Source organism: Wolbachia endosymbiont of Folsomia candida (genome assembly GCF_001931755.2).
Taxonomy (GTDB): domain Bacteria; phylum Pseudomonadota; class Alphaproteobacteria; order Rickettsiales; family Anaplasmataceae; genus Wolbachia.
In genome coordinates this window covers 554099-569627 of record NZ_CP015510.2, presented here as the reverse complement: position 1 = coordinate 569627, position 15529 = coordinate 554099, and the positions used below count along the sequence as shown (strand labels likewise).

Annotated in this window: 13 protein-coding genes and 1 tRNA gene; 9 read left to right on the top strand and 5 right to left on the bottom strand. The window is 35.4% G+C overall.

Annotated features, from left to right (window positions below; translation table 11 throughout):
• Positions 1 to 5: 5 nt before the first annotated feature.
• The gene (locus ASM33_RS02555; RefSeq protein ID WP_110410491.1) at positions 6 to 698 is read left to right on the top strand and encodes an inositol monophosphatase family protein; all 693 of its coding nucleotides are present in this window, start codon (positions 6 to 8) and stop codon (positions 696 to 698) included.
• Here ASM33_RS02555 and mnmG read toward each other — a convergent pair.
• Both mnmG and ASM33_RS02545 read right to left on the bottom strand, forming a co-directional pair.
• A complete protein-coding gene (gene mnmG / locus ASM33_RS02550; RefSeq protein WP_110410492.1) occupies positions 691 to 2730 on the bottom strand; it encodes a tRNA uridine-5-carboxymethylaminomethyl(34) synthesis enzyme MnmG in 2040 nt (679 codons plus the stop codon). The genes ASM33_RS02555 and mnmG overlap by 8 nt on opposite strands.
• A 123-nt stretch (positions 2731 to 2853) precedes the next feature.
• Complete coding sequence (locus tag ASM33_RS02545; RefSeq protein ID WP_110410493.1) at positions 2854 to 4200, bottom strand: dihydroorotase; 1347 nt, start codon at positions 4198 to 4200, stop codon at positions 2854 to 2856.
• Between the two features lie 155 nt (positions 4201 to 4355).
• On the opposite strand from ASM33_RS02545, the gene ASM33_RS02540 reads away from it, so the two are divergent.
• Both ASM33_RS02540 and ASM33_RS02535 read left to right on the top strand, forming a co-directional pair.
• Positions 4356 to 4850 carry a hypothetical protein gene (locus tag ASM33_RS02540; protein WP_110410494.1) on the top strand — a complete coding sequence of 165 codons (495 nt, stop codon included), beginning with the start codon at positions 4356 to 4358 and terminating at the stop codon, positions 4848 to 4850.
• A gap of 19 nt (positions 4851 to 4869) precedes the next feature.
• On the top strand, positions 4870 to 5688 hold the full coding sequence (locus ASM33_RS02535; RefSeq protein WP_110410495.1) for a hypothetical protein: 819 nt from the start codon (positions 4870 to 4872) through the stop codon (positions 5686 to 5688).
• 71 nt (positions 5689 to 5759) lie between these two features.
• Here ASM33_RS02535 and ASM33_RS02530 read toward each other — a convergent pair whose 3' ends face one another.
• Together ASM33_RS02530 and der are read right to left on the bottom strand one after the other, a co-directional pair.
• Entirely contained in the window at positions 5760 to 6746 is a 987-nt protein-coding gene (locus ASM33_RS02530) for an integrase core domain-containing protein (protein ID WP_157956349.1), read from the bottom strand.
• A 65-nt stretch (positions 6747 to 6811) separates the two neighbouring features.
• Positions 6812 to 8140, bottom strand: coding sequence for a ribosome biogenesis GTPase Der (gene der / locus ASM33_RS02525; RefSeq protein ID WP_110410496.1), 1329 nt, complete (start codon positions 8138 to 8140; stop codon positions 6812 to 6814).
• A 134-nt stretch (positions 8141 to 8274) separates the two neighbouring features.
• On the opposite strand from der, the gene ASM33_RS02520 reads away from it, so the two are divergent.
• From ASM33_RS02520 to sucD, 6 genes are all read left to right on the top strand, one after another.
• The gene (locus ASM33_RS02520; protein WP_110410497.1) at positions 8275 to 9123 is read left to right on the top strand and encodes a hypothetical protein; all 849 of its coding nucleotides are present in this window, start codon (positions 8275 to 8277) and stop codon (positions 9121 to 9123) included.
• A gap of 230 nt (positions 9124 to 9353) precedes the next feature.
• Positions 9354 to 11744 (top strand): hypothetical protein, encoded by a 2391-nt coding sequence (locus ASM33_RS08680; RefSeq protein ID WP_237342952.1) that lies wholly within the window; start codon positions 9354 to 9356, stop codon positions 11742 to 11744.
• Between the two features lie 51 nt (positions 11745 to 11795).
• Positions 11796 to 11869 (top strand) — tRNA-Pro (locus ASM33_RS02510).
• A 139-nt stretch (positions 11870 to 12008) separates the two neighbouring features.
• Positions 12009 to 12209 (top strand): 30S ribosomal protein S21, encoded by a 201-nt coding sequence (gene rpsU, locus ASM33_RS02505; RefSeq protein WP_110410498.1) that lies wholly within the window; start codon positions 12009 to 12011, stop codon positions 12207 to 12209.
• 30 nt (positions 12210 to 12239) lie between these two features.
• A complete protein-coding gene (sucC, locus tag ASM33_RS02500; protein ID WP_110410499.1) occupies positions 12240 to 13400 on the top strand; it encodes an ADP-forming succinate--CoA ligase subunit beta in 1161 nt (386 codons plus the stop codon).
• A 3-nt stretch (positions 13401 to 13403) separates the two neighbouring features.
• Positions 13404 to 14276 carry a succinate--CoA ligase subunit alpha gene (gene sucD, locus ASM33_RS02495; protein WP_110410500.1) on the top strand — a complete coding sequence of 291 codons (873 nt, stop codon included), beginning with the start codon at positions 13404 to 13406 and terminating at the stop codon, positions 14274 to 14276.
• A 124-nt stretch (positions 14277 to 14400) separates the two neighbouring features.
• Here the strand turns inward: sucD and ASM33_RS02490 are convergent, their stop codons facing one another.
• The gene (locus ASM33_RS02490) at positions 14401 to 15468 is read right to left on the bottom strand and encodes a P44/Msp2 family outer membrane protein (RefSeq protein ID WP_110410501.1); all 1068 of its coding nucleotides are present in this window, start codon (positions 15466 to 15468) and stop codon (positions 14401 to 14403) included.
• Between the last annotated feature and the right edge of the window lie 61 nt (positions 15469 to 15529).

Sequence of the window (15529 nt, the reverse complement as noted above, 5' to 3'; positions counted from 1 at the left end):
AAAGGATGTCCATTTCATCACCGCGAATTAATGTAATGCTTGAATCTGTACGCAGTGCTTCCAAGCATCTTATGCGTGATTTCAATGAATTGCAAATTTCTAATGTTAAATCAGCAGATTTCATTAATAAAACTTACTCGAAATCAAAACAAATTATATACGATTGTTTGCATGCTTATAAAGAAGACTATGGATTTATATTTGAAGACGATATTGACCAAGAAATAGAGAATGATGGATATACTTGGTTCGTTACGCCTATAGAAGGAAGAGAAAATTTTTCTGGTTGTATAGTTTATTTTGCAGTTTCAGTCTGTCTTATTCATAAAAATAAAGTTGTGGCAGCCGTAATTGATGCTCCAGCTCTCAGGGAAACTTTTTGGGCAGAAGAAAAGAAAGGTGCTTTCCTTGAAGATTTTCGTTCTCGCCACATAAAAATGCGAATGAAAAGCAGAGAAGGTGGAGTTATAGATGTAAGTGGTAGTTTATTGGGTAAATTACTACCAAAAAGTAGTGATGTGCGATCGATTGGCTCAACAGCTCTAGGATTTGCATATCTTGCTGCAGGAAGACACAGCGGCATAATTTATTCTGGAGTTAATCAATATAAAACCTTGATCGGTAAGCTTTTTATACAAGAAAGTGGCGGCAGATTAATCGAAAATAATGGGTTAATTGTTGCTGGCGATATCAACTAGCAACTTTGCTCATTTTCTTATTTTTCAAATACACTAATATACTCACTATTGCTGCTGGAGTAATACCCTGTATTTGTTTTGCAATGCCTATTGTACTAGGGTTTATTGTTTGCAGTTTTTCTCTCACTTCACTTGAAAGACCTTTTACTTGTGAATAATCAAAATCAAGTGGAATGGAAGTGTTAGTTTCCTCTTGTAAAAACTTCATATCTGCTTCTTGTCTTACAAGATATGGTTTGTATTTTGCTTCAATTTCGATTATTTCGTATATTTCATTTTGAATTGCATGATCTATTTTGGTGTCATTCCAGCGCGTGACGCTGGAATCTATGTGTTTTTTCTGGATCCCAGTGTCAAGCACTGGGATAACAAAATGGGGTTCTGGGATGATGGAATTGGGCTCTGAGGTCACAGAGAGTTGTGCAGAAGATTCATTCTGAATTTCATTCAACTCCGGCCATATTTCTTTTAATTTATTCCAGTCAATATTTGGATAACTGAGCAGGTCCAGTGCAGTTTTTCTTATTCCATCATAAGATATTTTAATTCCATAGTTTGCAAGTTGCTCAGGAATAATGTTCAAACTCTCTAATTTTTCTTCAAGTTGTGTAATAGACTTAAGTTTGCTCTGTAAAGCAGAGTATCTCTCATGCGACACCAGTGAAATATCATAGCCTTTTTGTGTCAACCTTCTGTCAGCATTGTCTGACCTGATTGATAGCCTATATTCTGCACGCGACGTGAATAATCTATATGGTTCTGCAACTCCTTTAGTAACTAAATCGTCTATCATCACACCAATATATGAATCTGTACGATGGAGAACAAAGTTTTTCCCATTACCAGATGCAGAAAGCGCTGCATTTATTCCTGCAATAATCCCCTGCCCTGCTGCCTCTTCATATCCAGTGGTACCATTGATTTGTCCTGCAAAATAAAGACCCTTAATCTTCTTAGTTTCAAGAGTGTGATATAATTCTCTTGGATCGATATAATTATACTCAACCGCATATCCAGGCTTTAATATTTCTGCATTTTCAAGCCCTTTGATGCTCTTGATCATTTCGCACTGCACTTGAGCAGGCAATGAATTTGAAATTCCGTTAGGGTATACAGCGTCATCATCCAGTCCCTCCGGTTCCAAAAATATTTGGTGACTGTTTTTTTCTGCAAATTTGTTAACTTTAACTTCAATAGACGGACAATATCTTGGCGCAATAGCATCACCCAAATATGAAGAAGCTGATCTGTGAAGATTTTCTCTAATTATTCTATGTGTATTTTCATTAGTGTGAGTGATAAAACATGAGATCTGAGGTTGATTAATTTTTTCTGTTAAGTAAGAAAAAGGTACTGGTGGATTATCACCCACTTGCTCTTGCAAGATTGACCAATTTATAGTACTTCGATCGAGCCTTGGTGGAGTTCCAGTACGCAACCTACCCAGTTTAAAATCATATTTTTTTAATGTATTAGCAAGTTCTATTGCAGGCTTGTCACCCATTCTGCCTGCTGGAGTCGTTTTTTCTCCTATGTGAATTACACCATGAAGGAAAGTTCCAGTAGTTAAAACAACTCTACCTGCAAATATCCGTTCTCCCGAGCTTGTAACCACTGCTTTTATGTAAGATTCACCATTTTGATTATGCTCTATAAGAAAATCGTCAACTGACTCTTCTTTTATTGTAAGATTACTGTAATTTAAGAGAATTGCTTGCATTACCTGCTTGTATAGCTTTCGGTCTGCCTGAGCACGTGGACCCCACACTGCTGCACCTTTACTTTTATTTAAAATAACAGAGTGTATGCTTGATTGATCGATTGCTCTTGCCATTATTCCATCCAAAGCATCAACTTCTCTAACTACAACGCCTTTGGCGATTCCTCCAATTGCTGGATTGCATGACATTTCTCCGATAGTTGAAATCTTGTGAGTTATGAGCAATGTGCTAGCACCAAGGCGAGCCGCAGCTGCCGCTGCTTCACACCCTGCGTGCCCACCACCTACAACAATTACATCATATTTATGCATATCTCTTTAGATAATTATTACTGATTTAATGTTCTCAGTATAAGCAGTAAATGTCAAATTTTAGAAAGTAGGTTACAAAATAGGTTACATAGAGATTTTAGTAGCTCAGTCTGCTCGCTTTTTCTATTTACCTGAATGTCTATCTTCACTATACACTGTTTTGCCAGATACGACAGTGCGTACTACACGTCCTTTTACCTTACGCTCATCAAATGGAGAATTTTTTGATTTACTAGCAAAGTTTTCAGTCTTAATTTCCCACTCATGATTTAAATCAACTAAGACTAAATCTGCAGCAAGATTTTTTTGTATGCGCCCACGTGGTATGTGCACAATATCTGCAGGTTTATATGTAAGCTTTGCAAGCACGTCAAATAAACTCATTTGCCCACTGTGGTAAAGTTCAAGTGAAAGAGGTAACATTGTCTCAAGGCCAACAATACCAAACGCAGCATTTTCAAGTGGCAAATCTTTAGAACTACGGTCATGCGGAGCATGATCAGTTGCAATGCAATCAATCACACCTGTCTTTAAGCCTTCAATCATAGCTAAACGATCTTCTTCTGTGCGCAGCGGCGGATTCATTTTTGCGATTGCTCCATGTTGCTTTACTATATCTTCAGTTAAAGTGAAGTGATGAGGAGTAACTTCGCAGGTAACGTTTAACCCTAAATCTTTTGCATGTTTAATAGCATCGAGCGAATCCTTAGAAGAGACATGTAGAATATGATAGTGGACATTCTCAATGTCTTTCATCAGCAGTATATCGCGACTTACCATCACAGATTCTGATGCACTTAAAATTCCTTTAACTCCTAGCTCTTCAGAAACTCTACCTTCGTTGATTGCACCACCTGCTGATAGATTCAAGTCTTCTGCATGCTGAGCAATAGGAACATTTAGCATGCTTGAATAAAGCAGAGCCTGTCTCATAATCATCGGATTCATAACTGGCATACCATCGTCAGTAAACCCAACCGCACCTGCTTCCTTTAAAAGTGCCATTTCAGTCAATTTTTCTTCCGAAGTGGTGATTTTAGCATAAAACTCAACGTTTACATGCGAGGTTTCAAGTGCTCTGTATTTCAGATGCTTAGCTAAAATAACATTATCAATTGCTGGAACAGTGTTGGGCTGGCAAACTACAGTTGTAACTCCTCCTGCAGCAGCGGATTTACTTCCTGTATATATAGTTTCCTTATGCTCCTGACCAGGTTCACGAAAATGCACGTGAATATCAACAAGGCCTGGCATCAGAACAAGCCCTTTGCAGTCTATAACCTCGTCAATACCACTTGGAACTCCATTTGAAAACAGCGATTCGCCAAAATCAACAATTTTACTTCCTTCAGTTAAAAGCGAGCCATTTATATCAAGTTTTGTTTCAGGATCAATAATACGAGCGTTTATATATGCTATTTTGTAGTTTTCCTTCTGTCCTGTTTCTAATAAATTCCAAATTTGAGTCATTATATTTGAGTGCTAATTGTAAATTAAAACTAAAGGTTTTTAGAATGAAATGCAATTGAAACCGTTAAACTAAAAGTTGCTAGAGTGATTCATCAATTATTGATAAATCAAACACTATACTTGTAATAGCTATTATTTATTAATAGGGGGGCTAGATGGGTAAAGAATTTGAATCCGAAAAAAATCACTCAAAAGATAGTGATAACAATAAGGGTACGACCTTGTCAGGAAACACGCTAAGAGTTGCATCAACAGCGCTAGCTTTTATGCTTCTTGGCCCTGTAGGTGGTATGGCTGTTGGAGCTTTAGCGCTTGCAGATCATGGATCAAAAGGTAAATTTTCTGAGGCAGGAAAGGATTTAGCATCTGGTACAGGGAATATATTAGAAAGTTTATGGAAAGGAATAAAATCACTGGTAGAGCAACTTTTGCCACATGAAAAAAAGCAAGAAGTCAGTTTAAATGGTTCCGGAACAAATAGAAAAGGACATGGCTCAGCTGAAATTAATAACCATAATACCTTGAGCACTCAGGAAGTAAAAGCACAAGCAAAAAAAATAGGAGAAGAACTCAAAAAAGCACTAACTGGTGATCAAGCAGGCCAGAATAGAGTAAACGATATCTCTGAGCAACAAGGCATGGAACGTTAATGTAAGCAACGGAGGCTATATGTCGAAGTATAAAGTGTCAAAGTATGAATCTGCGATTGTAGATAGAGTAGAGAAAAAAGCTGATGTGATAAATAATAAACCTTATGTGAAGCCAAATAATTCACATAATATAAAAACACATTCTTCTTTCGGTGATTTTAAAACTGGTATAAAGCATGGCGCTTATGCTTACATAGGAATCACGCTTGCAAGTATGATTGCAGGACCGTTGCTCCTTGTAACTGCTCCTTATTTAATCATGCCATTTGCTTTATTTATGTTTAACCCTGCAATTTGGGCTGGAGTAGGAGCGGCTTGTATATTCGCATTTGGAATGGGCGAAAGTTTAGTTAAACCTTTAACGCGCTCAATTGAAGGCAAAGGCACATCTTCTTTAGGCAATGCTCTGAGGGCAGCATCAACAGCTATCGCTTTCACATTACTTGGTCCTGTGGCTGGGATCGCTGTTGGAGCTGTAGCACTTACAGATTATGCATTAAAAGGTAAACTTACTGAAATGGGGCAAGATCTATTATCTGGAACAGGAAATATATTACAGAACTTATGGAAAGGACTAGTAGAAAAGCTTTTGCCATGGGGAAAAGTAGAAGAGCAAAGTAGAGAAAAAAATGGAAAAGCATTCACTGCTCATGCTTCTTCTGAAAGTATGAGTAATGCAAAAGACCAAATAAAAAGTCATGAAAGTTTTAGTGCTGAGGTTAAAAAACAAGTAAACGAACTAGACAACCCATTTGTAAAAGCTACAGATAGCAAAAACTCAGCTTGTATTCAAAACATACTAAATAGAACTGAACATCAAGAAAGTAGGGAACGTTAATAAATCTTTCTCGAAACTCTACTACTGGTATCATCCAAGTAACCATACTCTTGTCATCCTGTAAAGGTCAACTAATTCATTGACAAATTTTGCAAAAAGCTCAAAGGAGTAATACCTCCAAGAGCTTGATGCGGCCTGTGTTCATTGTAATAAATTAAATATCTAAACAATTCATCCTTAAATTCTTGAACGGTCTCAAACGTTGTTCCCTCAATCAAATCATCATTTAAAGTCCGCCAAAAGCGCTCTACTTTTCCATTTGTTTGTGGTCTATATGGCCTTGTATATAAATGCTTTAAGCCAATTTCAACTAACATTCTTTCAAATGGATGTCCATCCAAATTACTTCTTGATGCAAACTCTGGTCCATTGTCTGTCATTACTTCTTTGAACTGAATACTGTAACTTTGCTTTATATAATTAAAACATCTGAGCACTGCAAACATTACATTCAGACTCTGAATATTTTCTAAAACTTCTGCCCATGCTATACGGCTTGCATCGTCTATTACACACACTAAATAGTATCTTTTGCTCTCATTTATTATCATATCTTTACTCAGATAATGACAGTCTATATGTGCCAATTCTCCAGCTTTTTCCCTGATTATCTTTCTCTTCACCTCTTTTTCTTTTGTGCTCAACTTATTCATGCCGGCTCTCTTAATAATATTATATATACCAGATGGAGAAGGTGTTTTGTTGCCCAACTTTTTTGCTAGTATAGCACAAATTTCATATTTATTTATCCCTTTTTTCCGCTCCTCTATAACTGCTTTTTCTATTTCAATATCTGTTCTTCTACTTTCCCATCTTGGACCTCTTTTTCTTGGTAAAAACTCTTTTTCTAATCCGCTATTTCTATACCTATTATAATATTTACAGAATGTTTGTCTGTTGATTCCATTAGCGTGATAAAAATCGCCTACAAATCTATAAAATGGATGCTTTTTTGCCTTTGTTTGCTCATATTCTTTGATCAAAAATCTCCATTTACTTTGGTAATTTCTCTCTAAAGTTTTATCTTCTGTGTTTCTTCTCATACCTAACTCCCTCAAAAATGTTTCTTTTATCTTAACATTTTTGTCATCGAATTAGTTGACCTTTACAGTTCGTATGGAGCTCATTTCACATAAGGATTTTTATTTTTTTTCAAAAGCAGCCTAACAGGTACACCATCTACAAAAAAATCTTTTCTGAGATTATTCATTAAATAGCGTTTATAACTTTCATCAACATTCTCAGGTACATTACATATTAAAGAAAAAGCAGGTGGAGTGGTCCCAATTTGAACAATATATTTCATTTTAATAGCTCTACCTTTTACAAGTGGATGAGGATGTTTTTCTACAGTTTCTATAAGCCAATTATTCAATTTTGCGGTGCTGATCTTCTTATTCAAAGATTCATTTATTTCAAGGCATTGACCTATAACATCACTACAGCGCATACCCTTCAGTGCAGAGATTGTTATGGTTGGCACTTCTAAAAATAGCCTAGTGACTTCTTGTTGTTTTACGAACTTTATTAATTTACTTCTATCATCTTTATTTATTAGATCCCATTTATTTAAAGCAATGATTATTCCCTTACCTGCTTTGATTGCAGCTTCACCAATTGATAAATCCTGTTGTTCAATGCCAAGCAGAGAATCCAGCATCAAAATCACAACGTGAGAACGCTTTATTGATTCTAAGCTTTTTTCAACAAATCTTGATTCTAACTCGTCTGTAACATTAGCTTTTCTTCGAATTCCTGCAGTGTCAATAAGAGTAATTAGCTGTCCCTCATGATCGTATACAATATCTACAGAATCACGTGTTGTGCCTGGCTCTGAGCTCACTATTACTCTGTTTTCTGTAAGTAAACTATTTAAAAAAGTTGATTTTCCAACATTTGGGCGGCCAATAATCGAAATTCTTAATTTACTGCTGGATTTACAGTCGCTTAATTGACCTTCTTCATTTAAACCTTTAATAGCATCGGACAATGCATCATAAAGATCAGCCATTCCAAGGTTATGCTCAGCAGAGATGTATACTGGCCCAAGAAATTTAAAAAATTGCAAATAATCAACATTTTCTGACCTATGGCTTTCGCACTTATTTGCTATCAATATTACAGGCTTATTCGTTTTTTTCTTCAGCCACTTTGAAAATTCTTTATTCTGGTCGTTTTGCACTTTTGCATCAACAAGAAAGAAAATTATATTTGCATTGGATAAAGAAAATTCTATTTGCTCAATTACCTGCAGTGAAAAATTAGTTTGATCGTTCCAGCCACCTGTGTCTATAACCTTAAATTCTAAATCGCTAATTCTGCCTATTCCTTCTCTTCTATCTCTTGTTACTCCTGGAATATTGCTGACTACCGCTGCTTTTCTTCCAACCAACCTATTAAAAAGAGTTGATTTGCCAGCATTTGGTAAGCCTATTATAGCGATTTTTAGCATGATTTAAAGGGATGTAAAAGTAGAGTATAAACGAAATCTTATAATTTAACTATTGACTTTATAGACCATATGAATACCCTAATGAATATCCTAGGATAAGAATATATTCTTTTATTATGTGGAATGGAGGGTTTATGCATAATTCAATTGAGACAAATGAAACTATAATAATAAATTCAGATCAAGTTGTTCAATCAACTGCTGAAAATTTTAAATTAGGAGTACCTTACACCAAAAATACACGTATATATAACTATATACCTTTGGCCAAGGCATTGGAGAACCTCAATGACCCATCCAAGTCACATCTAAATAAAGAGCTTTATTTAGATATAAAGGATCAAAAAACTCAAGAATTTGTGAATTCAATTCAAAAAGGGCTTGCTGAATATACAGGTAATGATTCTGTAGACGTGAGGTTAAGAGGAAAAGAAGATAAATCGTTTACTGCATGGGTATCGTTAAAAGACGGAAAAGAAGGTGAGTTAAAATTTGATAACTCATTTCCTGGTGAAGCATTAAAGAATAGTAATCCAAAGATTGGGGCTTTTACATTGGTATCTCCAGAAGATAAAAGGTTGGCGCGTGTTTCACAAAATGACGATGGTGTAAGGCTGTATCAAATACTCAATGGGTCTTCTACAATTAAATTTAACTGGAAAGTGGACGATAGAGATTGCAGCATTACTTTTACTATTAGTAGAAGAGATGATGGAAAGGGTAATGATAACGATTATGATGTGGTTTGTACTGATATGGGTGACAATACAAGTTTTGATGACTTAAAGAAAAACGAAGCTGTAAAGATAAAAATTGGCTATTACGAGAATAAGAATTTTGATAAGTATAATGACATGACTCTGACAAAATTGGCCTTATTAGATCGAAACTTACAAGGAGTTGAAGCAAGTGAAGTACTAACAAATCTAACAAGTGCAAACACACAGCAGGTGCAAGCTGCTGCTGGAAAGAGTGCCAATTAATTTTAGCTTCATTAACTGTACATTTCGCTACTTGTTAGTGGAATGTATGGTTGGGTTAAAGTTGACTTTCCTGCATTTGGTAGGCCCACTATGGCAATTTCTAACATGGAACACCTATAAAAACAAAGTATATATAATGTAGTTTCATGATCAAAATAGCTTCAATGTATTGATTTTTTTATTTTTTTTATTTATAATTAATAAAGAACAAAGTGAGAAGATAACTTGTAATGTCCTCTAAATTAGAAGAATTTGATCAACATGAAAAGCCTCATAGTTTAACAGGTGGTATCGAACATAAAGCTGTAACTACTGTTAATAATGAATCTAGTAATGATATCTATTTCGATGCCCTAGAAGAGTTGATGCAGAATGATCAGTATTATAATGCTGCAAATTATGGATTGATAAAAAATTCAGAGATTTTTAAAAACAAACAAACGATAGCATTAGCTTTATATAACCAGCCAAGTTCTGATAAGCTTGAAATAAGAAATAAGCCTAAATTAGAGTGGAAAGATAGTGAAGAATTTAAACTTATGAAATTTGAACTACATGGATGTGGCTATACTGCAGAATTTGCAAGTGGCAAGCAGATTATGACTATTACAGGTAAAAATGCTTACATAGTTACTCCAGATTTTATGGATTCTAGTATAAAGAGAAAAAAAGACAAGAGAGAGAATGTAAACAAAGGTATTCCTGGATATTATGATGACAATCCAGCAATAAAGTCCGAAGTAAAGTTTAACGTTATGGTTATGCTCGATACAACAATTAATGTAGGTAGTCTGTTTAGAGTTGAAAGTAATACATGGAATCCATCAATCCTAGCTATGAATGTAGCATCAAATAAAGCGTTGAGTACTGCAAGAGGACGTGGAGCTTCCGCTGGATATCATGTAAGTAGTGAGCAAAAAGACTATACAAAGTTTACTATAGGTGCCAGCACTTTCAAAATAGAGGTAAACAAAAAAAGGGCTATAAATTACTATAAAGGAAAAAAATATCATCCAGATTGGGTAGATTCACTAATAAAAGCATTGCCAGCATTGGAGTCAATCATAAGAGCGGTTTATAGTACTGTAGTAAAAATATTAAGTCAATCCTGTAAAGAAAAAATAAAAGTAGATAAAGAAGGAAACTTGGAGCTTAATTTAGCGCAAAAAAACATTTTGATAAATGGAGAAATTTTGAATCAAACTCAAGATATTGCCTTGCAAGGTATAGCCAATGTTGGAATATTAGAGAGAGGAACAGAAACCGAGCAAGTTATAGATGCGCGTTCCAATGTTAAAACGTTGGAAGGAGAAACAGGGACGAAATTGACACAAGCAGGTGCTTCAATAAACGAAGAAATTGTGAATGAGAAAGTAGGACGTCAAGAGTATTGGCTAGAAAAACTTAAATATGCTGCTAAACAATTTGGTAAAGCTGGTACCACATCAGAATATCCTGGAGTGCCAAAAGAGCAACAGTTATCTATCGATTTAGGTAATAGAAAAATTTTTGGTATAATAAACAGAATTTTACATTGGATAGAGAGTAAATTTACATATTTTTTTGCGCGTTATAATTTATTTCCAGAGGTTGGAACTAAAGAAAGAAAAGTTCCATGGACTAACACTAAAGTCAAGTATTTTACTCCAAATGAGCAAGCTGAACATGCTTTATACATTGGTGAAGAAAATGGAGATTTAAAGTTATACGACTCAAAAGGTAAGTTATATGATACAACGGGTAAAATAAGTAAAGGAAAAAAAGGCTATGTAGCTTACGTACTTACACTTGATGGGAGATTAATAACCCATGAACATATTAATGCCGGCAAAGAAGGGTATGCTTATCGTCATTCAACGCTTGCAGGTGGCAAACCAATTATATGTTCTGGTTTGATTCAGGTAATAGATGGTAAAATAACATATATAGATAACAATAGCGGGCATTACAAGCCAGAAGCAGCAAATGTACGTAATGCTGTGGAGAAATTTAAGGAGCTATTTTCAGAGAATGCAAAAGTTGTTTGTTTTGGTTATTTTAAAAGATTATTAAAGCAAATTCCATTTATACGTAAAATTCCGATTCCAACAAAAAAAGAGTCAGTAGAAAATTTCTTAGAGAGGATGGAAGAAAAAGGAGAAGATGGATTAACTGAATACGAAAGGTATTTTGCCAAAGTAAAAAAAGATAATCAAGAATATGCAAATCAGTTGGACTGTCAATCGGTTTATACTAAAGTGGTTTCTTCTAATTATGAGCCAATTCCTATCTCAGATAGTAATAATCCGAGAGAAGTAAAAATGATAGTAGAACACTCAATAAGAAAAATAATTGGTGCAGGTTATGGTCATAAACCAAAAATTGATGTAGAGCGTTATAACGGGAAGACCTGTGGTATTAGTGTAACTTTCCATGATGAAAATGATCGCAGTAGATTCATTGAGGTTTTAGATTCAGAGCAATGCAGCTATGTATTACGTACTCAGGAAAATAAATATAAAATTACGATGAGTACAGAGCAAGCTAATGAATTCATAAAAGATGGATTAAAAATTGAAATAGACAGTATTAAGCAATTAGATACAATAACTCGAGGTCATTCTATCAGAAGTGCTGGGTAAATAAATGTAACTTGCATTTTTTATGAATTATTGTTAGCATATGAAAGAAGTCGGGGCGTAGCGCAGCCTGGTAGCGCACTTGGTTTGGGACCAAGGGGTCGGGAGTTCAAATCTCTCCGCCCCGATTTAATGCACGATTCCATGTGTGAGAGTTTTTTAAAGCAGTACAATTATATTATAACTCAACTATCAAGTTTATAAAATAATTGACACTGTTAATTTTCTAATTTATAAATAGATCTTTGACCGAAGGAGGTATAGAATTTGATTGAAGTATCAGTTCATCATGGTGATGTAGACAGAGCTCTTCCAGTATTGAAAAAAACAATTCAAAAGGAAGGTAGAAGCTTAAAAATAAAAAAACGGTATCATGAAAAAAAATCAGAAAAAAACGCTAAAAAAAAAGCTGAAGCTAGAAAAAAGAGGCACCAGCAACAGTGCAGAAGGCAGCGTTACGGTTGGTAGTTTTTACTTAAGTTAATTATTGGTTATTTTATGAATATTCACGAATATCAAGCAAAAGAGATTTTGCATAAATTTAATGTACCAGTGCCGAAGGGCTTTCTTGCTACATTTTCGGAAGCGATGAAAGCTCAGCTAGACCAGTTAAAGTCTGATATATTTGTAGTTAAAGCTCAAATCCATGCAGGTGGAAGAGGTAAAGCTGGCGGTGTCAAACTTGCAAAATCTTCCGAAGAAGCTCGGAAATTTGCAGAAAGTATGCTAGGGTTAACTTTGGTTACTCATCAAACTGGACCAAACGGGCAGCAAGTAAGAAAAGTGTACATTGAAGAAGGCTCAAGCATTAAAAAAGAGTATTACCTAAGTCTAGTAGTTGATCCAAAATCAAGCAGGCCAACATTCATATTTTCCTCAGAAGGTGGAATGGATATTGAAGAAGTGGCAAAGAATTCTCCTGCAAAAATTGTAAATTTTGATGTTGATCCTGCTGCTGGCTTTACAAGCTTTGATAACAGCAAATTGAGTAGCAGTTTTGGCCTGAATTCAGAGCAAATAGAAAAAATATCGAGCATTGCAAAGAATGTATATGATGCATTTATTGCAACTGATGCAAGCCAAATTGAAATTAACCCTCTAGTTGAAACAAATTCTGGAGATTTTATTGCACTGGATGCCAAGATGAATTTTGATGACAATGCTTTATATCGTCATCCAGAAATTGTGGAGCTTCGTGACTATGATGAAGAAGTAAAAGAGGAAGTGGAAGCTTCAAAGCATGGACTCAGTTATATCAAAATGGATGGTAGTATTGGTTGCATGGTAAACGGTGCTGGTCTTGCTATGGCAACAATGGATATAATAAAGTACTACGGAGCAGAGCCTGCTAACTTTTTGGATGTTGGCGGTGGAGCAAGTAAAGAGACTGTAACCGAAGCATTTAAGATAATATTATCCGATAGTAACGTAAAAGGCATTTTGGTTAACATATTTGGTGGCATAATGCGTTGTGACATTATTGCAAATGGTATTGTTGAAGCTGCAAAAGAAATGAGCATCAAAGTACCTTTAGTGGTTAGATTGTCAGGTACTAATTTTGAGGAAGGAAAAAAAATCTTAGAGAAATCAGGGTTAAACATTATTGCTGCAGATGAGCTTGGTGAAGCTGCACAGAAGATAGTAAAAGAGGTGAAGTAGAGTATGTCCGTTTTAGTAAACAAAGATACAAGATTAATATGCCAGGGTTTTACTGGTGCACAAGGTACATTTCATTCAGAGCAAGCAATTGACTACGGAACAAAAATGGTAGGAGGTGTAACACCAGGAAAGGGTGGTAGCACTCATCTGAATCTTCCAGTTTTTAACACTGTAGCAGAAGCTAAAGAAAAAACCGATGCAAATGCTACAGTTATATATGTGCCAGCTAAATTTGCTGCAGATGCGATACTTGAAGCAATAGATGCAAAAATAGAGTTGATAGTCTGCATCACAGAGGGCATTCCTATACTTGATATGGTGAAAGTTAAGCGTGCACTCATTGGCTCAAAAAGTCGATTAATTGGTCCTAACTGTCCTGGAATTATTACACCTGAAGAATGCAAAATAGGGATTATGCCAGGTCATATTCATAAGCGTGGACACATAGGGATTATGTCTCGTTCTGGAACTTTAACTTATGAAGCTGTAGCACAAACAACTGCTGTTGGTCTTGGTCAATCTACATGCATTGGAATTGGTGGGGATCCTGTTCACGGCATGACATTTGTTGACTGCATGGAACTATTTCTAAAAGATGACGATACTCATGGAATTGTGGTTATTGGTGAAATAGGTGGAAACGAAGAAGAAGATGTGTCGCATTTTGTAAAGACAGAAAAAACTAAAAAGCCAATAGTTGGATTCGTAGCAGGTCAAACAGCACCTCCAGGTAGACGCATGGGGCACGCTGGAGCGATTATCTCTGCTAGCGGAGGAAGTGCTGATGCAAAGCTAGAGGTTATGAAAAGTGCTGGTATTGTAGTTGCGGAGACTCCAGCTATAATTGGCAAAAAAGTATTGGAAGTGATGAATTAGGCTAAATCCCTTTTAAAATCTCCTCGCTATTGTTTCTTAAACCACTCAGATAAACGGATACCCTTTTCAGGCAACTTTAGTTACTCTGGCTATAACAGTTGCAAAAGATAAAACCTTTAATTTACTAAAAGTTAAACAGCAAGCCAACTTCAATATTATGAGTAGCTATATCATCTGCTAGTGCTATAGGAATACTAAAATAACGATAGCCAAGGAAAGTTTTTATTTCTGGAATTATGGAATAATCAACACCAAGTTTTACTTGATAAGCAAACCAAGGAACATTTAGTGGCATTAGGTCTTTATTTGGCTCATTGACTTTTTTTAATCTAAAAACAGTTGGACCTATTCCAAGTCCTGCATATGGAGCAAATTTTGTATTTTGAATCCTAGGATTATAATAAAAATTTAACAAAAATGTAAATATCCCTGCTGATTTATCAAATATTGGAGTAGCATTACTATCTTTAATATTTACCTTGGAATACATAACTTCAAAATCAACCCTACCATTTTCTGCAGCATAGTAACCTAAAGATGCACTGCCAAGCCACTGAAAATCAACTTTACCGTTAAATTGCTTGATGTTTTCAAATTGTTTTGTTGCTACGGTCTTTATGATAATATTAATATAATGATCTTCTTTGATCAAATTTATGATTCTGTCTCCTATTGCTTTTATGCCACTAACAAATAATTCTGAGCTATCAGAGTATACTTTGCCTCCACTAATGCTAGCATAAAAACCACAACCTTTATTACTTTGTGACCGTTCTTCTGAAGCATGCTCATTATCAGCAATATTCATAGCATGAGCACTCAAAATATTTTCAGACTTTTCTTCATATTTGAAGACCTCTAGGGATGTTTCCTTTTCAGTAACCTCTTCAACATGTGCAATGCTAGGTTTATCTTCACTAGACTTCTTTCGAAACTCTACTTCTGTGGAAAATTGCGTTGTCGCTTCAGTGCTCAAATCCTCATGTATGTTCAATACACTGCGGTTTTCCGCTCCGTGTGCTCCTAGCACTTGCCTCTCACAAGCGAGTTTCGAAAGAAGTCTACTATTTCCAACTTCTGAAGGGGCAACTTGTATTTCAGTAACTTCCTCAGTGTTTGAATTGTTGGTAGTAAAAAAATAGATGCATGAAAATAAAGCAAAAAGTAAAGCAACAGATCTCTTAATTATCATGAATGAACTCATAACTTACAACTTATAATATAATTATTACACATATTTTAGTACTATGCAA

Coding starts and splice junctions, on each gene's coding strand:
- ASM33_RS02555 (WP_110410491.1), top strand. CDS start 6: ATGTCCATTTCATCACCGCGAATTAATGTAATGCTTGAATCTGTACGC.
- mnmG (WP_110410492.1), bottom strand. CDS start 2,730: ATGCATAAATATGATGTAATTGTTGTAGGTGGTGGGCACGCAGGGTGT.
- ASM33_RS02545 (WP_110410493.1), bottom strand. CDS start 4,200: ATGACTCAAATTTGGAATTTATTAGAAACAGGACAGAAGGAAAACTAC.
- ASM33_RS02540 (WP_110410494.1), top strand. CDS start 4,356: ATGGGTAAAGAATTTGAATCCGAAAAAAATCACTCAAAAGATAGTGAT.
- ASM33_RS02535 (WP_110410495.1), top strand. CDS start 4,870: ATGTCGAAGTATAAAGTGTCAAAGTATGAATCTGCGATTGTAGATAGA.
- der (WP_110410496.1), bottom strand. CDS start 8,140: ATGCTAAAAATCGCTATAATAGGCTTACCAAATGCTGGCAAATCAACT.
- ASM33_RS02520 (WP_110410497.1), top strand. CDS start 8,275: ATGCATAATTCAATTGAGACAAATGAAACTATAATAATAAATTCAGAT.
- ASM33_RS08680 (WP_237342952.1), top strand. CDS start 9,354: ATGTCCTCTAAATTAGAAGAATTTGATCAACATGAAAAGCCTCATAGT.
- sucC (WP_110410499.1), top strand. CDS start 12,240: ATGAATATTCACGAATATCAAGCAAAAGAGATTTTGCATAAATTTAAT.
- sucD (WP_110410500.1), top strand. CDS start 13,404: ATGTCCGTTTTAGTAAACAAAGATACAAGATTAATATGCCAGGGTTTT.
- ASM33_RS02490 (WP_110410501.1), bottom strand. CDS start 15,468: ATGATAATTAAGAGATCTGTTGCTTTACTTTTTGCTTTATTTTCATGC.